This window comes from Pseudoclavibacter sp. AY1H1 (assembly GCF_002931055.1).
In the GTDB taxonomy this organism is placed as follows: Bacteria; Actinomycetota; Actinomycetes; order Actinomycetales; family Microbacteriaceae; genus Pseudoclavibacter.
The window spans coordinates 220,827-235,565 of sequence record NZ_PSXX01000005.1 but is presented as its reverse complement, the minus strand read 5'-3'; the positions used below and the strand labels follow the sequence as shown (position 1 = coordinate 235,565).

General features: G+C 70.5%; 16 protein-coding genes. 8 read left to right on the top strand and 8 right to left on the bottom strand.

Annotated elements, in window-relative coordinates; translation table 11 throughout:
• Positions 1-63 precede the first annotated feature (63 nt).
• Positions 64-912: an aminotransferase class IV gene (locus tag C5E05_RS10500; RefSeq protein WP_104341892.1), complete on the top strand. Its 849-nt coding sequence runs from the start codon at positions 64-66 to the stop codon at positions 910-912.
• Positions 909-3,158 carry a chorismate-binding protein gene (locus C5E05_RS10495; protein WP_146081089.1) on the top strand — a complete coding sequence of 750 codons (2,250 nt, stop codon included), beginning with the start codon at positions 909-911 and terminating at the stop codon, positions 3,156-3,158. The genes C5E05_RS10500 and C5E05_RS10495 overlap by 4 nt, the downstream gene beginning before the upstream one ends.
• Before the next feature lie 24 nt (positions 3,159-3,182).
• On the opposite strand, the gene C5E05_RS10490 is transcribed toward C5E05_RS10495, so the two are convergent.
• Both C5E05_RS10490 and C5E05_RS10485 read right to left on the bottom strand, forming a co-directional pair.
• A complete protein-coding gene (locus C5E05_RS10490; RefSeq protein ID WP_104341890.1) occupies positions 3,183-4,250 on the bottom strand; it encodes an ABC transporter permease in 1,068 nt (355 codons plus the stop codon).
• Positions 4,247-5,170 (bottom strand): ABC transporter ATP-binding protein, encoded by a 924-nt coding sequence (locus C5E05_RS10485; RefSeq protein ID WP_104341889.1) that lies wholly within the window; start codon positions 5,168-5,170, stop codon positions 4,247-4,249. Before C5E05_RS10485 ends, C5E05_RS10490 begins: the two co-directional genes overlap by 4 nt.
• Positions 5,171-5,469: 299 nt before the next feature.
• Between C5E05_RS10485 and C5E05_RS10480 the strand changes: the two genes are divergently transcribed.
• The 4 genes from C5E05_RS10480 (at position 5,470) to C5E05_RS10465 (ending at position 8,438) form a co-directional block, all read left to right on the top strand.
• The gene (locus tag C5E05_RS10480) at positions 5,470-6,360 is read left to right on the top strand and encodes a class II glutamine amidotransferase (RefSeq protein WP_181059523.1); all 891 of its coding nucleotides are present in this window, start codon (positions 5,470-5,472) and stop codon (positions 6,358-6,360) included.
• 71 nt (positions 6,361-6,431) lie between these two features.
• Positions 6,432-6,890, top strand: coding sequence for a MaoC family dehydratase N-terminal domain-containing protein (locus C5E05_RS10475; RefSeq protein ID WP_104243274.1), 459 nt, complete (start codon positions 6,432-6,434; stop codon positions 6,888-6,890).
• A gap of 4 nt (positions 6,891-6,894) precedes the next feature.
• Entirely contained in the window at positions 6,895-7,386 is a 492-nt protein-coding gene (locus tag C5E05_RS10470; RefSeq protein WP_104341887.1) for a MaoC/PaaZ C-terminal domain-containing protein, read from the top strand.
• Entirely contained in the window at positions 7,383-8,438 is a 1,056-nt protein-coding gene (locus C5E05_RS10465) for a UDP-N-acetylmuramate dehydrogenase (RefSeq protein WP_104341886.1), read from the top strand. Before C5E05_RS10470 ends, C5E05_RS10465 begins: the two co-directional genes overlap by 4 nt.
• Positions 8,439-8,541: 103 nt before the next feature.
• Here C5E05_RS10465 and C5E05_RS10460 read toward each other — a convergent pair whose 3' ends face one another.
• The 6 genes from C5E05_RS10460 to C5E05_RS10435 all read right to left on the bottom strand — a co-directional run bounded on the left by C5E05_RS10460 (position 8,542) and on the right by C5E05_RS10435 (position 13,550).
• Positions 8,542-8,823, bottom strand: coding sequence for a hypothetical protein (locus C5E05_RS10460; RefSeq protein ID WP_104341885.1), 282 nt, complete (start codon positions 8,821-8,823; stop codon positions 8,542-8,544).
• A 361-nt stretch (positions 8,824-9,184) separates the two neighbouring features.
• A complete protein-coding gene (locus C5E05_RS10455) occupies positions 9,185-9,631 on the bottom strand; it encodes a hypothetical protein (RefSeq protein ID WP_104341884.1) in 447 nt (148 codons plus the stop codon).
• Between the two features lie 115 nt (positions 9,632-9,746).
• Positions 9,747-10,430: a response regulator transcription factor gene (locus C5E05_RS10450; protein ID WP_104341883.1), complete on the bottom strand. Its 684-nt coding sequence runs from the start codon at positions 10,428-10,430 to the stop codon at positions 9,747-9,749.
• Positions 10,427-11,665 (bottom strand): sensor histidine kinase, encoded by a 1,239-nt coding sequence (locus C5E05_RS10445; RefSeq protein WP_104243262.1) that lies wholly within the window; start codon positions 11,663-11,665, stop codon positions 10,427-10,429. Before C5E05_RS10445 ends, C5E05_RS10450 begins: the two co-directional genes overlap by 4 nt.
• A 53-nt stretch (positions 11,666-11,718) precedes the next feature.
• Positions 11,719-12,603: an ABC transporter permease gene (locus C5E05_RS10440; RefSeq protein ID WP_104341882.1), complete on the bottom strand. Its 885-nt coding sequence runs from the start codon at positions 12,601-12,603 to the stop codon at positions 11,719-11,721.
• Complete coding sequence (locus C5E05_RS10435) at positions 12,600-13,550, bottom strand: ABC transporter ATP-binding protein (RefSeq protein ID WP_104305960.1); 951 nt, start codon at positions 13,548-13,550, stop codon at positions 12,600-12,602. Before C5E05_RS10435 ends, C5E05_RS10440 begins: the two co-directional genes overlap by 4 nt.
• Before the next feature lie 205 nt (positions 13,551-13,755).
• On the opposite strand from C5E05_RS10435, the gene C5E05_RS10430 reads away from it, so the two are divergent.
• Positions 13,756-14,211 carry a helix-turn-helix transcriptional regulator gene (locus tag C5E05_RS10430; protein ID WP_104305961.1) on the top strand — a complete coding sequence of 152 codons (456 nt, stop codon included), beginning with the start codon at positions 13,756-13,758 and terminating at the stop codon, positions 14,209-14,211.
• Positions 14,212-14,259: 48 nt separating this feature from the next.
• Entirely contained in the window at positions 14,260-14,664 is a 405-nt protein-coding gene (locus C5E05_RS10425) for a VOC family protein (RefSeq protein ID WP_104341931.1), read from the top strand.
• Positions 14,665-14,739: the final 75 nt, after the last annotated feature.

Here is a 14,739-nt window from a genome sequence, read left to right as displayed (position 1 = left end):
ACGCCGTCCGAGGGCCACGGGCGCCCCGCTCACCCCGCTCGTCCCTTGAGGCAGAATGGGGCGATGCAGGATCACGGTGCACCGGGACGCGACGAAGGTCCCGCGGGCGACACGAGCGCGGCGGTGTGCGTCGTCGAGTCGTGGCGGGTCGAGTCGGGGCGCGTCATCGCCGCCGCCGCGCACCGGCAGCGTTTCGAGCGCTCCGTCGCCGAGCTCTTCGGGGAGGCGGCAGCAGAGCGTCCCCCGCTCTGGGCCGGCAGCCCCGCTGGACTCACCCCGGTCGAGGCTGACTGGCCTCGAATCTGGGCCGACGTCTTCGAGAGCACGCCCCTCACCGACGCCTGGTTCCCGCGACTCTCCGCCCGCCTCGACGACGGCCGCCTGCTCGTCGAGCTCACCCTGCGGCCGGCTCCGGAGGCGCGGCCCCTCACGAAGCTCAGCACCCGCCTCGACGAGCGGCGCTGGCCGACGCTCAAGGGCCCCGACTTCCCGTCCCTCGCAGAGCTCAGGGCGAGCGTGCACGAGGAGGGTGCGGCCGATGCCCTGCTCGTCGACGAACGCGGCGCGATCACCGAGGCCGCCTACGGCACGGTTGTCGGCTGGCTCGGCGAGACCCTCGTGGTCCCCGCCGCGAGCCGCCGCGTGGCGGGGACGACCCTCGGCGTGCTCGAGAGACTCCTCGCCAGAGCGGGCGTCACGCGCGTCGAGGGGGAGCTGCTCGCCGACCCGCTCGCCTCATCCGCCGAGCGCGGCTGGGATGAGCTCTGGTACCTCAACACGCTCCACGGCATCAGCCCCGTGTCCATGCTCGACGGCACACGCCTCGGCCTCGACGTCGCCCGCGTGCGCAGGTGGCGGCCTCGCCTGCAGGAGACGAGCGCAGTACCCCGGCAGGATGGGCGCTCGGCGTGATCGTCGTCGTCGACAACCGCGATTCGTACACTTACAACCTCGTCCAGCTGCTCCTGGAGCTCAGCGATCAGGAGGTGCGGGTCGTCGACGCCGGTGACATGCAGGCGGTGGATGCGTGCCGCGGCTGGGTCTCCGAGGGGCTCGTCGCCGGGGTCGTCATCTCGCCCGGCCCCGGGCATCCTGCCGAACCGGCCGACTTCGCGGGCTCGGCCGTCGTGCTCGACGCCGCACTCGCCGAGGAGCGCCTGCCCGTTCTCGGGGTGTGCCTCGGCCACGAGGGCATCGCCGTGCGGTACGGCGGGGAGGTCGTGCCGGCCCCCGAGGCGAAGCACGGGTGGCGCAGCCCCCTCTCACACGACGGGTCTGGCCCGTTCGCCGGCGTGCCCCAGGGCTCCCTCGTCACGAGGTACCACTCCCTGGTCGTCAGCGAGCCCCTGCCGTCCGGGCTGCGCGTCACGGCGCGCAGCGAGGACGGCGTCGTGCAGGGCCTCGAGGTCGAGGGCCGGCCGGTCTGGGGTGTGCAGTTCCACCCGGAGTCGATCGCGAGCGAGCATGGCCGGCGGATGGTCGCGAACTTCGTCGACGCCGTGGATGCGGCGGGGCTCGTCGCGCCCGCTCGCGGGGCTCTCGGCGCTCGTCGCGCTCGCGGTCAGCGCGATGCGAGCCGTCGCCCCGCGGAGATCGGGGCGTTCCCGCGGCCCGCAGCTCGCGAGCTGTTCGTCGCGAGTCGCGTCGTGCGCGGCCCGCAGCCGGAGGGCACGGCCGCAGCCGAGGCCGCCGCAGCGGTGATCTACCGCGAGGTGCTCCGCCGAGGCTCTGCCAGCGTCTGGGTGGATGTGCCCGACGACACCGGCCGGCAGGCGCGGTTCAGCATCCTCGCCGACGACGCTCCGATCGGTACCGGGACCTGTACCGGGATCTGCCCCGCGCACGCCGCTCGCCTCGACGGCTCAGATGAGGCAGCGCACGAGACCGAGCCGGGCTGCGAGACGTGCGAGCCCGCTCGGGTGCTGCGCTTGGACGGCGACGGGAGCTTCGAGACCGTGCAGCGGGAGCTCGAGGCCATGCGCGCCGTCGGGGGCGACGGGCTCGCGTTTCGCGGCGGACTGCTCGGCTACTTCGGGTACGAGCTCGGGGTGCGGATGCTCGGCGTGCTGCCCCGGGAGGCGGAGGAGACCGCGTCCCCCCTCCCCGACGCGTGGTGGCTCGACCCGCGGCGCGCGGTGCTCGTCGACCGCGCAACTGGCGCAGTCACCGTCGTCGCGACCGCGTCGAGCGGCGCGCTCGCGGAGGCCGGCGCCGAGCGCTTCAGCTCCGAAGTCGGCGAGGCCCTCGAAGCGTCAGGCGGCGAGCGCCAGCACGCTCTCCCCGACGTGGGACGCGCCCGGGCGATGTTGCAGGGCCCCGACGTCCTCGCCGACGGTGCCTGGCACACGTCGAGAGAGCAGTACGCCGCCGACATCGACCGCTGCCGCGACCATCTCCTCGCGGGGGACTCCTACGAACTGTGCCTGACCAACGAGTTCCGGCCGCATGACGACCCCGACCCGCTCAGCCTGTTCCTGGAGGTGCGCGCCGCCGACCCGGCACCCTACGCCGCGCTGCTCGAGTTCGACGGCGGCGCGGTCGTGAGCGCGTCCCCCGAGCGGCTCCTGCGCGGCACCCCGGACGGGGAGTACGAGACGAAGCCCATCAAGGGCACTGCGGCTCGCGCCTCAGACCCCCTCGCCGACGCCGCCGCGGCCAGAGACCTGGCCAACGACCCGAAGGTCTTCGCCGAGAACCTCATGATCGTCGACCTGCTGCGCAACGACCTGGGCCGCGTCTGCACCCCCGGCTCGGTGCACGTGCCGAGCCTCATGGCCGTCGAGTCGTACACGACCGTGCACCAGCTGGTCACGACCGTGCGCGGTTCGGCGCCCGGCGTGCCGCCGCTCGACGTCGTGCGGGCGCTGTTCCCGGGCGGGTCCATGACCGGGGCGCCGAAGCTGCGAAGCGTCGAGCTGCTGCGAGACATCGAAGGTCGCGACCGTGGCGTCTACGCCGGTGCGCTCGGCGTGCTGGGCGCCGACGGATCGACCGAGCTGAGCATCGTCATTCGCACCGCCGTCCGGGATGCGCGCGGCTGGTCGATCGGCGCGGGAGGCGCGATCGTGCTCGCGAGCGACCCGGAATCCGAGACCCTCGAGGTCGAGCTCAAGGCGAGCGCCCTGCGACGCGCGTTCACGCGCGCCGTCTCGCGCTGACGCGTCCGGGCGGAGCGGGCGCGATCAGGCGACGCGGGTGCCCGGCGGCAGCCGCTTCGCGGGTGTCCGTGTGCGCGCCCAGGCGCCGAAGAGCAGGCCCCCGGCGAGCACCAGCTGGAGCGCCAGACCGACGAACCAGGTGGGGACCGTCGAATCGAGCACCTCCTGCGGCGTCGGGCCGGGCTCGAAGTTCGAGCCAGTCGGGTCAGCGCAGCCGTCGTAGCGCTGCTCGCCCATCTCCGGGGGAATCTGCGACTGACGCAGCAGCAGCTTCGCGCCGGAGAAGAAATCGTCTGGCTGATCGCTCGCGCCGAATGAAACCGGCGTCGCGTCCGTCAGCACGGCGAACGGATTCGCGGCCAGCACGCCCCAGACGAGGTCGTAGCGCGGAACCTCGTAGGTGTACGTCTCCCAGTCGCCGCACGTGAAGCTGTTCTCGTCGAAGGGCTGCTCCTCGCCGAACTCCGCATAGACGGGGTACCGGGAGGTGTTCGTCACCTCTGCCGTCACCGCAGCACCACCCAGGCCGAACGCGATGCCCGTGCCCACCGTGAGCGCGGCGATCGTCAGATAGCTCGCCGCCACGGAGAAGAGCGGCCTGGCCAGGATGCCGCTGAAGCCGACGCCGATAGCGGCCACGACGCCCACCTCGACGAGCAGTACCAGCAGCGAGACGACCACCTGCACGGGAGCGACGGCCCCCACGAGCCCGGCGAAGATCAGGAACGGCGCCGCGACCGCCAGGAACGCGAGCCCGGTCACCCAGGCGGCCAGGAACTTCGCCGCCACGATCTCGGCTGTCGTCGCAAGCGTCACCTGGATGGGCGCGAGCGTCGCCGCGTCCCGGTCGCCGTTGATCGCGTTGCCGCTGAGCGTCGGCGAGACCAGCAGAGCGAGCAGCAGCACGAAGTACACGACGATCGAGTACATCCACGACCCCGACTCCTGCAGGTCGCCGAAGACCACCACCGAGAGCGCGGTCATGCCGAGGAGCAGCACGGCGAAGATGCCGAGCAGCACGTACCAGGCGACGTTGCGGAGGCGCTGGCGCAGTTCGAGGGTGACAAGCGTCGTGACGCGGGCGGGGCTCATGACTGCTCTCCGAGGTCGAGGTAGGTGTGCTCGATGTCGCCCAATGCTGGGGCGAACTCCGCGACGTCGATGCCGGCGGTGAGGATCGCGCGCAGGCCGGCCGCGGCCGCGGCGTCAGAGGAGAACGGGACGAGGAACCCGGTCCGTTCGGCGCGGATGCCCGGAGCTCCGGTCCCCAGCACCGCCGCCAGCTGATCAGGCCCGACGCCCTCCGTCAGCACGCGCACCCGCCACTGTCGCTCCCGCGCCGACGCCTGCGCGAGCCGGTCGGCCCGCACCGTCACGCCCGCCTCGATGAAGACGGCATCGTCGACGATCTCGTCGAGCTCGGACAGCACATGGCTCGAGATGAGGATCGTGGAACCGGTCGCCGCAAGCTCCCGCAGGTGCTCGCGCAGGCCGATCCTCGCTCGCGCATCCAGGCCGGAAGCGGGCTCGTCGAGGAGCAGCACGCTCGGGGCGTGCACCAGAGAGCGCGCAAGCCCGAGGAGCTGCTTCTGCCCGCGGGACAGCACGCGAGCCTGCGCCTTCGCGAGGTCGCTGAGGCCGACCCGGGCGAGGAGCTCGGTGGCACGGGCATCCGCCGCGGCGCGCGGCAGGTCGTAGAGGCGGGCCGTCGTCACGAGCGTGTCGTGCACCGACAGCGACGGCCAGGCGCCGAGCGCGTCCGGCATCCAGCCGAGCTGCGCCCGCACCTCGGCTGTCGCCGTCGACGGGTCGAGGCCGTTGATGCGGATCGTCCCCGCATCCGGTCGCAGCAGCGAGGCCAGCATCAGCAGCAGCGTCGTCTTGCCGGAGCCGTTCGGGCCGACGAGCCCCGTGACCGCTCCAGCGCGCGCCGTGAAGCTCACATCGCGGACCGCGTGCGCTGCGCCGAAGGAGCGCCTGACGTTCTCGACGAGGATTCCGCGTTCTGACATGCGCCCAAACGTAGCGAGCGGGTGCAACGCCACGCTGAGAGGCGGCGCGCGCCGGCCTGACCAGCATCAGTGCAGGATCAGCCTGTTTCGGCGTCGCGGGCCCGATCTGGCCGCAGATCGCACTCATCGCGGACAGCCGCCGCCGATACACCCGCGTCGGGCAGCGCAACCGTCCGTCACACAGCGTCGCGAAGGTGGACCGCACGTGAGGGCTGTCACAGGATAGTCAGATGCTCGTGAGCCGCTCGGCTCCGAACAACACCCGACAGCAAGCTCGACAACCTGGAAGGAGTTCGCACATGTGCCGTCTGCTCGCTTACGCAGCCCCACGTGACACCACCGTCACGAAGGTGATCGGAGACATGAACAGCGACGCCTTCCAGCGCATGACCAGCGTGCACAACGACGGCTGGGGCACCGCCTGGCTCGCCGCCGGCTTCGGCGAGACGCAGCGCGAGATCGAATCCCTGCGCATCTCCACGCCCGGCCAGAACGACCCGCTGCTGTCGACGCTCCTCTCGGACGCCCCCTCCAACGCCCGCATCGTGCACCTGCGCCTCGCGACCGACGACTTCAAACGGACAAAGGTGAACACGCACCCGTTCGTCGCCGAGGGCCTCGCCTTCGCGCACAACGGCTCGATCGTCCCCACCTGGCGCTTCGACGACCTGCTCCGCCCCGAGATCCGCGCCACGGTGGCCGGCGACACCGACAGCGAGCTGTACTTCGGCCTCGTCCGGCAGAACGTGCGCGACGGCCTCTCCCTCGAGGAGGCGGCTACCGCCGCCGTCCGCGTGCTGCGCGACGAGTTCCCCGAGTCGAGCCTCAACGCGACCATCCTCTCCGCCGACGAGCTCGTGGTCGTCCACGCCTCGAGCACGGCACACGTCACGGAGGCGACGTTCGCGCGCTACGGCATCGACGCATCCACCCTCCCCAACGGGCACACCGACGAGTACTACCGGTTGAGCATGCTCCGCGCCGCAGACGGAACCACCGTCTTCTCGTCGACCGGTATCGACACGGCCGGCTGGACCTCGGTGCCCGAGGACACGATCTCCCGCATCGACCTCGCGTCGCTTGACTTCACGCAGCGCGCGCTCTTCTCGGGCGCCGCGGAAGCACGCGGAGCAGCGGGCCGCGCAGTGGGCGTCGCCGCGCCCACACCCCCTCGTCTCGTCGCCGTCTAGACCCGCGACGCAGCGCCCGGCGCCGATCACCTCTCCGGGGCGTGGGTCTCCCCGCGCGTAGACTGGCTGGCGTGTCTGTGAACCCTGAACTTGCCGGCCGCCGGTACGAGCTCCCCGAGCCGTACCTCGTGGGCCGAGAGCACATCCGTTCGTTCGCGAAGGCCGTGCTGGCCTCGCACCCGACGCACTTCGACGTCGACGCAGCCCGCGCTGCCGGGTACGCCGACCTCGTCGCACCCGCCACGTTCCCCGCCGTGCTGCAGGATGCGGGGCTGCAGCTCCTGCTCTCCGACCCCGAGGCGCAGATCGAGCTGTCGCACATCGTGCACGGCGACGAGCGCTTCACCTACGAGCGCCCGATCGTCGCGGGTGACGAGCTGCGCGCCGCTCTCGAGGTGAAGAGCGTCAAGTCGCTCGGCGGCAACTCCATGATCAGCGCTCAGACGGTGCTGACGGATGCGGCGGGCGAGCAGGTCGTCACCGCATCGGCAACCCTCGTCGTCCGCGCAACGCCCACCGAGAGCGAGTGACCGCATGACTGACACGATCGCCGTCGCGCAGCTTCCGCGCCCCGACTTCACGAGCCTCGAAGCCGGAACCGTCATCGCGGAGCGCACCGTCACGCTCACCCGCGACACCCTCGTGCGCTACGCGGGCGCGTCTGGCGACTTCAACCCCATCCACTACCGCGACGACGTCGCCGAAGCGGTCGGGCTGCCCGGTGTGCTCGCGCACGGGATGCTCACGATGGGTGTCGCGTTGCAGCCCGTCGTCGATGCCCTCGGCGACCCTGGCCGCGTCGTCGACTACCAGGTGCGCTTCACGCGGCCCGTCGTCGTCGACCCGCAGACCGGCGCGGAGGTGTCGATCGTCGCGAAGATCGGTCAGCTCGCCGGCGAGGACGGCGTCGGTCGCATCGACCTCGTCGTGTCCTTCGGCGGGCAGACGGTGCTCGCGAAGTCGCAGGTGCGCGCCGACTTCCGCGGCGAGGTTCCCGCCGTGCTGCCCGCAGAGGCCACCGCGTGACGAGGCTCTCCGAGCTCACGACCACGCAGGTCGGTGGGGAAGCGACGCAGCTCGTCGCCCCCGCGACGCGCCCTGAGCTGATCGCCGCGGCCGAGGAGCTGTTCGCGAACCACGAGCAGCCGCTGATCCTCGGCGGGGGGTCCAACACCATCGCCACCGACGACCGCATCGACGAACCCGTGCTGCGCGTCGTGACGAAGGGCATCCACCAGCTGGACGGGCCCGTCGACAAGGTGGGCCAGGCCCGCGTGCGCATCGACGCCGGCGAGTCGTGGAGCGCCCTCGTCGACTACGCCGTCGCTCGCAACTGGAGCGGCATCGAGGCGCTCGCCGGCATTCCCGGCTCCGTCGGCGCGACCCCAGTGCAGAACATCGGGGCGTACGGGCAGGAGCTCTCCGATGTGCTCGCTCGCATCGAGTTCTACGACGCCGACGCAGACACGGTGCGCTGGATCAACGCCGCCGACCTCGGTCTCGGCTACCGCACCTCCGCGATCAAGCGCGGCGAGCTGCGAGGCGTCGTGACTCGCGTCGAACTCGACCTCGTCGAGATGCCGGAGGGCCAGAGCGAACCGGTCCGGTACGACCAGCTCGCGCGCGCGCTCGACGTGCCCCTCGGCGAGCGGATGCCCGTGCACGTCGTCCGCGACGCCGTCATCCGCCTGCGCGCCTCGAAGGGCATGGTGCTGGATGCGCACGACCGCGACTCCGTCTCGTCCGGTTCCTTCTTCATGAACCCGATCGTCCGCTCCTCGTTCGCGAGCGAGCTGCCCGAGATGCCGAAGTTCGACGCGGGCAAGGACGAAGACGGCTCCCCGCTCGTGAAGCTCAGCGCTGCGTGGCTCATCGACCACGCCGGTGTGCAGAAGGGCTTCTCGCTGCCGGGCTCGAACGCCGCCATCTCATCGAAGCACACGCTCGCGATCACGAACCGCGGCGGTGCGACTGCCGAGCAGATCGTGGAGCTCGCCCGCTTCGTCCGTGCGCGCGTCGAAGCGGAATACGGCGTGCGGCTCGTCAACGAGCCTGTCCTCGTCGACCTGACGATCTAGGCACAGCCGGGCGAGACCAGCCGGGTGAGCCGGAAGCCCCGAAGCGCTGCACGCGCTTCGGGGCTTCCCGTTCGGTGCACCCAGCGTCCGCTCGGGACGCGTGTCAGTGGTGCATGCACTGCGCGCACCAGGCACGGAGTGCGTCCTGCTCGCGGCGGGCGCGCTCCGAACTGTTGCGGCGCCGACGATGCTGTTCGGCGTGGTCCAGTTCGGGTTCTTGACGCCGCGCGCTGCGCATGAGCAGCCACAGTGCGACGCGCAACTCGATGCGGTGGAGCAGCGAAGGCTGCACCGCGGAGGTGGGCGTGGACGCGGATGTGGGCGTGATCGTGACGTGCACGGTGCTCGGGTTTGAGGTGCGGACGGTGGTCAGGACGTGATTCATGAGAGTGGTCTCTCCGACAGAAGGCATGCAAGAAGAAGGCGCTCACTCGAGCGGGGCCGCGTTAACGCGGCGCGAGAGACGTGACTGCCGTGCAGTCGACGAATGCGGCGGCTGCTATGCCGCTGCGTATCCGTCGGGTGTGGGGGCAGACTTCACCCACGACACGGAGCTCAGGAGATGTGGGCGCCCAGGGAACGAGTCGCCGACTGCTGAATGCAAAATGTGAACGTACGCATTATCGGGACTCCTCTCTGTCTAGGCGCGTGCTGCGACCCTATCGAGTCTGCGAATACCCGTCAACCTTTTGGCAGGGTAGGGCAGGGCACTCTGGTGGATGCCACGCAGCCCCCGGATGCTCGGGTCAGTCGAGGACGACGGAGGCGCGGGGCTCCTCGCCGTCGAAGCTCACCGTGACCGTCAGCGGCGTGCCCGTGGCGTCGTCGGGGAGGTCGATCTCGCTCGTGTGCGGGGCATAGTCCGCTGTGCATGCCTGGTCGGGGTAGGCCGTGGCCTCGAGGTACTGCAGGTCGAGGGTCTGCGCGTCCACCGCGTTGATTTCGGTGAGGATCGCCGGGCATCCCGAGCTGCCCCACGTCGTGACGGAGATCGAGGAGCCCTCGTCGAGCCACATGACGAGCGGTCCTTCCATGTCGCCGGCTCCGACATCTTCGCCGAATCCCTTGGGCAGGCCGCCGTAGTTGTCGCTCGCGACGCTCGTCGGCGTGGCTGCGGGAGCGCATCCGCTCAAACCGAGCGCGGTGAGAGCGATCGTCGGGAGTGCAAGCAGGGCGACGCGTGCAGACTTCATGCGTCAAGCCTACGACTTCGGGCGGAGAGGCCCCTGGCCTGGCCCCGCAGCAGGGAGCTACGCTTTTGCGCTCATGCGCCTTGGTCCCATGCGGGCCGCTGGGTCCGCCGACGCCCTAGCTCCGGCGGAGCAGGCCGAGATCGAGACCCCTCGTCACGGCGCGCACCCTGGAGTTGACCTCGAGCTTCGCGAAGACCTTGCCGAGGTGCGTCTTCACGGTCGCCTCACCGATGTGGAGGCGCACGGCGATCTCAGGGTTGGACATGCCGTCGGCGACGAGCTGCAGCACCTGCAGCTCGCGTTCGCTGAGCGCGGGGGCTGAACCGGGCGAACCGGCAGGCGGATGCGCGGTGCTGGAACCGGCGGATGCCGCTGCCCCGGCAGCTCGAGTCTGGGCTACGAGCTTCGCGGTCACCGATGGTGCGAGGGCCAGCTCGCCCGCGGCCACACGGCGAACGGCCTCCACGAGCTCCGCCCCGCTGGCCGTCTTGAGCAGGTAGCCGCTTGCCCCGGCTTCGATGGCACCGATGATCGCGTCGTCGCTGTCGTAGGTCGTGACGACGAGGATGCGTGTCTCGGGGAGCGCCGCCAGGATCTGCCTCGTCGCGCTCACACCGTCGATGCCCGGCATGCGCAGGTCCATGACGACGACGGCGGGCGTCGTCGCGGTCGCGCGGGCAACCGCGTCGGCCCCGTTGGCGGCTTCAGCGACGACCTCGATGTCGGGCTCGTCCTCGAAGATGCCCACGAGTCCGGCGCGCACGATGGGGTGGTCGTCGGCGACCAGGATGCGGATCATCGCTCGGCACTCGCTTTCGCCGGAATCGTCACGGTCACGATCGTGCCACGCCCTGGTGCGCTGGCGATGTCCACGCCGCCCCCGATCGCGTTGGCGCGGTCGCGGAGGCTGTCCAACCCGAATCCGCTCGGCTCCGCCTCCAGCTCGAATCCTCGGCCGTCGTCGGTGACGTTCAGCACGACGTTCGCGGCCCCGTGCTCCACTGAGAGCTGCACGCTCGTGGCATGAGCGTGCCGCCTCGCATTCGACAGGGCCTCCTGCGCGCATCGCAGCAGGACCACTTCGCTCTCCCGCTCCAGCGCGCCGGCCTCCAGCTCGATTCGCGCCTCGGCGAGCACGCCCGTCTCGCGGCGGAACCGATCGACGAGGCGCCTCAGGGCATCTGCGAAGGTCGCTTCCGCGGGGTCGGTCGACCGCACCGGCGCGTTCTCGGCGATGAGGCCCCGCGCCTCGGCGAGAGCATCGCGGGCGAGCGACGCGATGAGGTCGGCCCGTTCCTCCTGCGCGGAGAGCTCCTCGCGCAGGTGAGCCCCCGCGGAGCTCTCGTCGTCGCGCATCCGCCCGATCTCCTTCGCGCTGCGGTCAGCCAGCATCGCGAGGCCGGCCAACGTCTGAGCCAGCGTGTCGTGCAGGTCGCGGGAGATGCGCTCCCGCTCGACGGAGGCGCCGCTCAGCCGAGAGAGCTCCTGCACGTGCTCCTGGGAGGCCGTGAGCTGCTCGAGCAGCTCACGTCGCTCGTCGGCCACTCGCCAGGCGTAGCTGATCGACAGCCCGATGCCGCAGGTCGCCGCGACGCTGAAGAGCTGGCCCGGCAGGATGTCCGGGATCTCCTCGACCCCGTTGTACAGCGCCGACACCGCGCCGATGCCGAACGCGATGCCGATCGAGACGAGGATGCTCCGTCTCGCGCTCACGCACACCAGCCAGACGAGCGGATAGATGAGGGTCTGCACGAAGCCCGTCCAGGGCACGAGCACCATCGAGACCGTCACGAGCAGCGTGACGAGCAGGATCAGCGCCGCGCCGCGGCGCGGGTCGGTGAGCGACCTGACGCCGAAAGCGAGCCACACGACGGGGATGAGCAGGAGCGCCCCCGTCGCCACGAGCGCCTCGGAGCGTTCGGACTCGGTGGCCGCGAAGGCCGCCACCGAGCCCGCGACGACGGTGTTCGCGAGCGCCGTGCCCACGATCAGCAGGTGCCACCAGCGCCCGTCCCGAAACCAGAAGTCGACCATGCGCTTATCCTCCCGCACCCCACCGACATTGCTGCACGGTCGGGTCAGGAGCGTCAACTCCGCCCTCGACTCCAGCGGAAGGTGAGCAGGCTCGCGACGAGCCCGATGACGGTCCAGACCCCGAGCGTGATCGCCGCGGCCCCCAGCCCCCACGTGCCTCCGACCTCGGCAGCCGCGAAGGCATCTGGCAGGAACACGCTGCGCATCCCGCGCACGAGACCGGCGAGGGGGAAGAGGTTCGACACCTGCTGCATCCACTCGGGCAGGACCGAGAACTGCACGTAGATGCCCGAGAGGAACTGCGGCACGAGCACAAGCGGCAGCACGATGGCGGATGCGGACCGTGCAGAGCGCGGGAGCGCCGAGATCGCGATTCCGAGGGAGGCGAAGCAGAGGATGCCGAGGGCAGCGAGCCAGGCGAAGCGCGCCCACAGCTCGCCATCTTCCGGCAGCGAGATGTCGAAGGCGATGACCGCGAGCCCCATCAGCATTGCCAGCTGCAGCGTGCAGGTGATGAGGACGAGCCCGATCTTCCCGATGAAGAACGACACCGGGCTGAGCGGGGTCGCGCCGAGTCGGGCGAGGCCGCCCTCGTGCTTCTCCGTGGCGATGTCGATGCCGAGGAACTGCATGCCGGAGAGGAGGATCGCCATCGCGAGCATCCCGGTCAGGTAGTACTGCGACATCGTCACGTCGGCGAAGCGTGGGTCGTCGACGACCGTCTCGCCGCTGAAGATCGAGGCGAAGAGCGCGAACATGACGAGCGGGAACAGGAAGACGAAGAACACCTGGTCGGTCTGCCGGAAGTAGCCGCGCAGCTCGAAGGCGATGCGCCGAAGACCGTTGCCGATCGTGGACCTGGGCTGCGACGGTGTGCGTGTGGGCGATTGGATGCTCGGCTGCGCCTTCGCGTCGCCCGAGACCGCGGTCTGGCTCATCGTGTTCCTCCTGCGGGTGCGGCAGCGCGGGCTGCATCGTCGGTCGCCGCGAGTCCCGCGGCGGGTGAGGCAGTCGCGGGCGTTCCGGGGGAGGCGGCCGGGTGCTCGCCGATGATCTCCAGGTAGACGTCCTCCAGGGACGGGCGGGTCACGGTGAGTCCGGCGGGTTCCGGGCCGAGGCGCTCGACGAGCGCGCCGACGAGCTGTGCGGGCGCATCCGTCGTCTCCTCGCGCCACCTGCCGTCCTGCTCCTGCCAGCGAACCCGCGGTGTGCGCGACTTCGGCCCGCCGATCGTCGCGATGTCGCCGATCTCGACGAGCTTCCCGGCGGCGATGATCCCGGCGCGGTCGCTGAGCTGCTCCGCCTCGTCGAGATAGTGCGTCGTGAGCACCATGGTCATGCCCTCGCCCTTGAGCTGCTGGATGAGGCCCCAGAACTCGCGGCGCGCGTTGGGATCGAACCCGGTTGTCGGCTCGTCGAGGAACAGCACCTCCGGGTTGCCGATGATGCCGAGCGCGACATCCACTCGCCGCTTCTGGCCACCGGAGAGGCGACCGACTCGCTGCGACGCGAATGGGGCGATGCCGCACCGCTCGATGGTGTCGTCCACGGCGCGAGGGTTTCGGTAGAGGCTTGCGAAGTGGCGCAGCACCTCGCGGGCCGAGTAGCGCTCGATGTCGGCGCTCGACTGGCTGACGACGCCGATTCGGCCTCGCCACTCGGCGTTGCCGCGGGCCGGGTCCTGCTCGAGCACGCGCGCGGTACCGGAGGTCGCCGTGCGGAAGCCCTCGAGGATCTCGATCGTGGTGCTCTTGCCAGCGCCGTTGGGGCCGAGGAAGGCGAAGGTCTCGCCGTGTCGGACCTCGAAGGAGAGGCCGTCGACGACGTCGCGGTCGCCGTAGCGCTTGACGAGGTCGGTGACCTCGATGGCTGCTTGTGTGCTCATGGTGCAATCAAACGCGCCGCGGGGCGTGCGCGACAGGGCCCGACCGGCGGATACGCATCCACCGTTCGGGGGAGGTGCGGGCCGCGCCGCCGCTGACCAGCTTCCGTGCAATATCCCCTGCACTGGGCCGCAGTGGGGCCCGTTCGCGAGTTTTTGCACTCAAGTTGGTCAGACCTGGGCGGACACACCCGCACATACTGGTGCCATGGCCTCACCCGATCTCGATGAGCTTCGCCGTCTTCGTCGTGCGCGCGACTTCATCGACCGGGAGTTCGCGAGCCCGCTCGATGTGCCGACCATGGCGAAGGCAGCCCACATGTCGGCGGCTCACTTCAGTCGACGCTTCCGAGAGGCGTACGGCGAGACCCCATATGCCCATCTCATGACACGGCGCATCGAGCGTGCCAAGGCGCTGCTGCGCAGCGGCGAGGTGAGCGTGACGGATGCGTGCACGGCGGTCGGGGCCACGAGTCTCGGGTCGTTCAGCAGCCGCTTCGCGGAGATCGTCGGAGAGTCTCCGAGCGCCTATCGGGCGCGTGATCACAGCGGCAGCGTCGTCATCCCGAGCTGCACCTCGCAGATCTGGGGGCGTCCCCGCCGCGTGCGCGACCGACCAGGAATGGCGCAACGGGAAGCCGGCGACGGGCAGGCACGTCTCTGAGCAGTTTCGAAGAAGTGAATGTCGGCGGCCGGTCCTAGCATCGGACACATGACGCTCTCACTCAGCCACGTGCACGTGTTCACCGACGACCCGGATGCGGCGCTCGTGTTCTACCGAGACGCCCTCGGCCTGGAGGTGCGCAGCGAGGTTCCGAATGAGGGGTTCCGCTGGGTCACGCTCTCCGCCCCCGGGCAGCCGGAGCTCGAGATCGTGCTCTCGCACCCGAAGGCGGGGCGTTCGGAGGACGATGGCGACACGCTCGCAGCGCTGCTGGCGAAGGGGGAGCTGCCCGGCCTCCTGTTCCGAACGAGCGACCTCGACGCGCTGTTCGAGAGGGTGCTGGCGACGGGCGGAGTCGAGGTGCTGCAAGAGCCCACCGATCAGTTCTGGGGCGTCAGAGATGCCGCATTCCGCGACCCATCCGGCAACATGGTGCGGGTCAGCCAGGCCTAGCCGACGACATATCACCCACATCGATTCGTCCCCGGTCCGGCGCTCGGCTGGCTCCCCGTTTCGAGGCAGAGGATC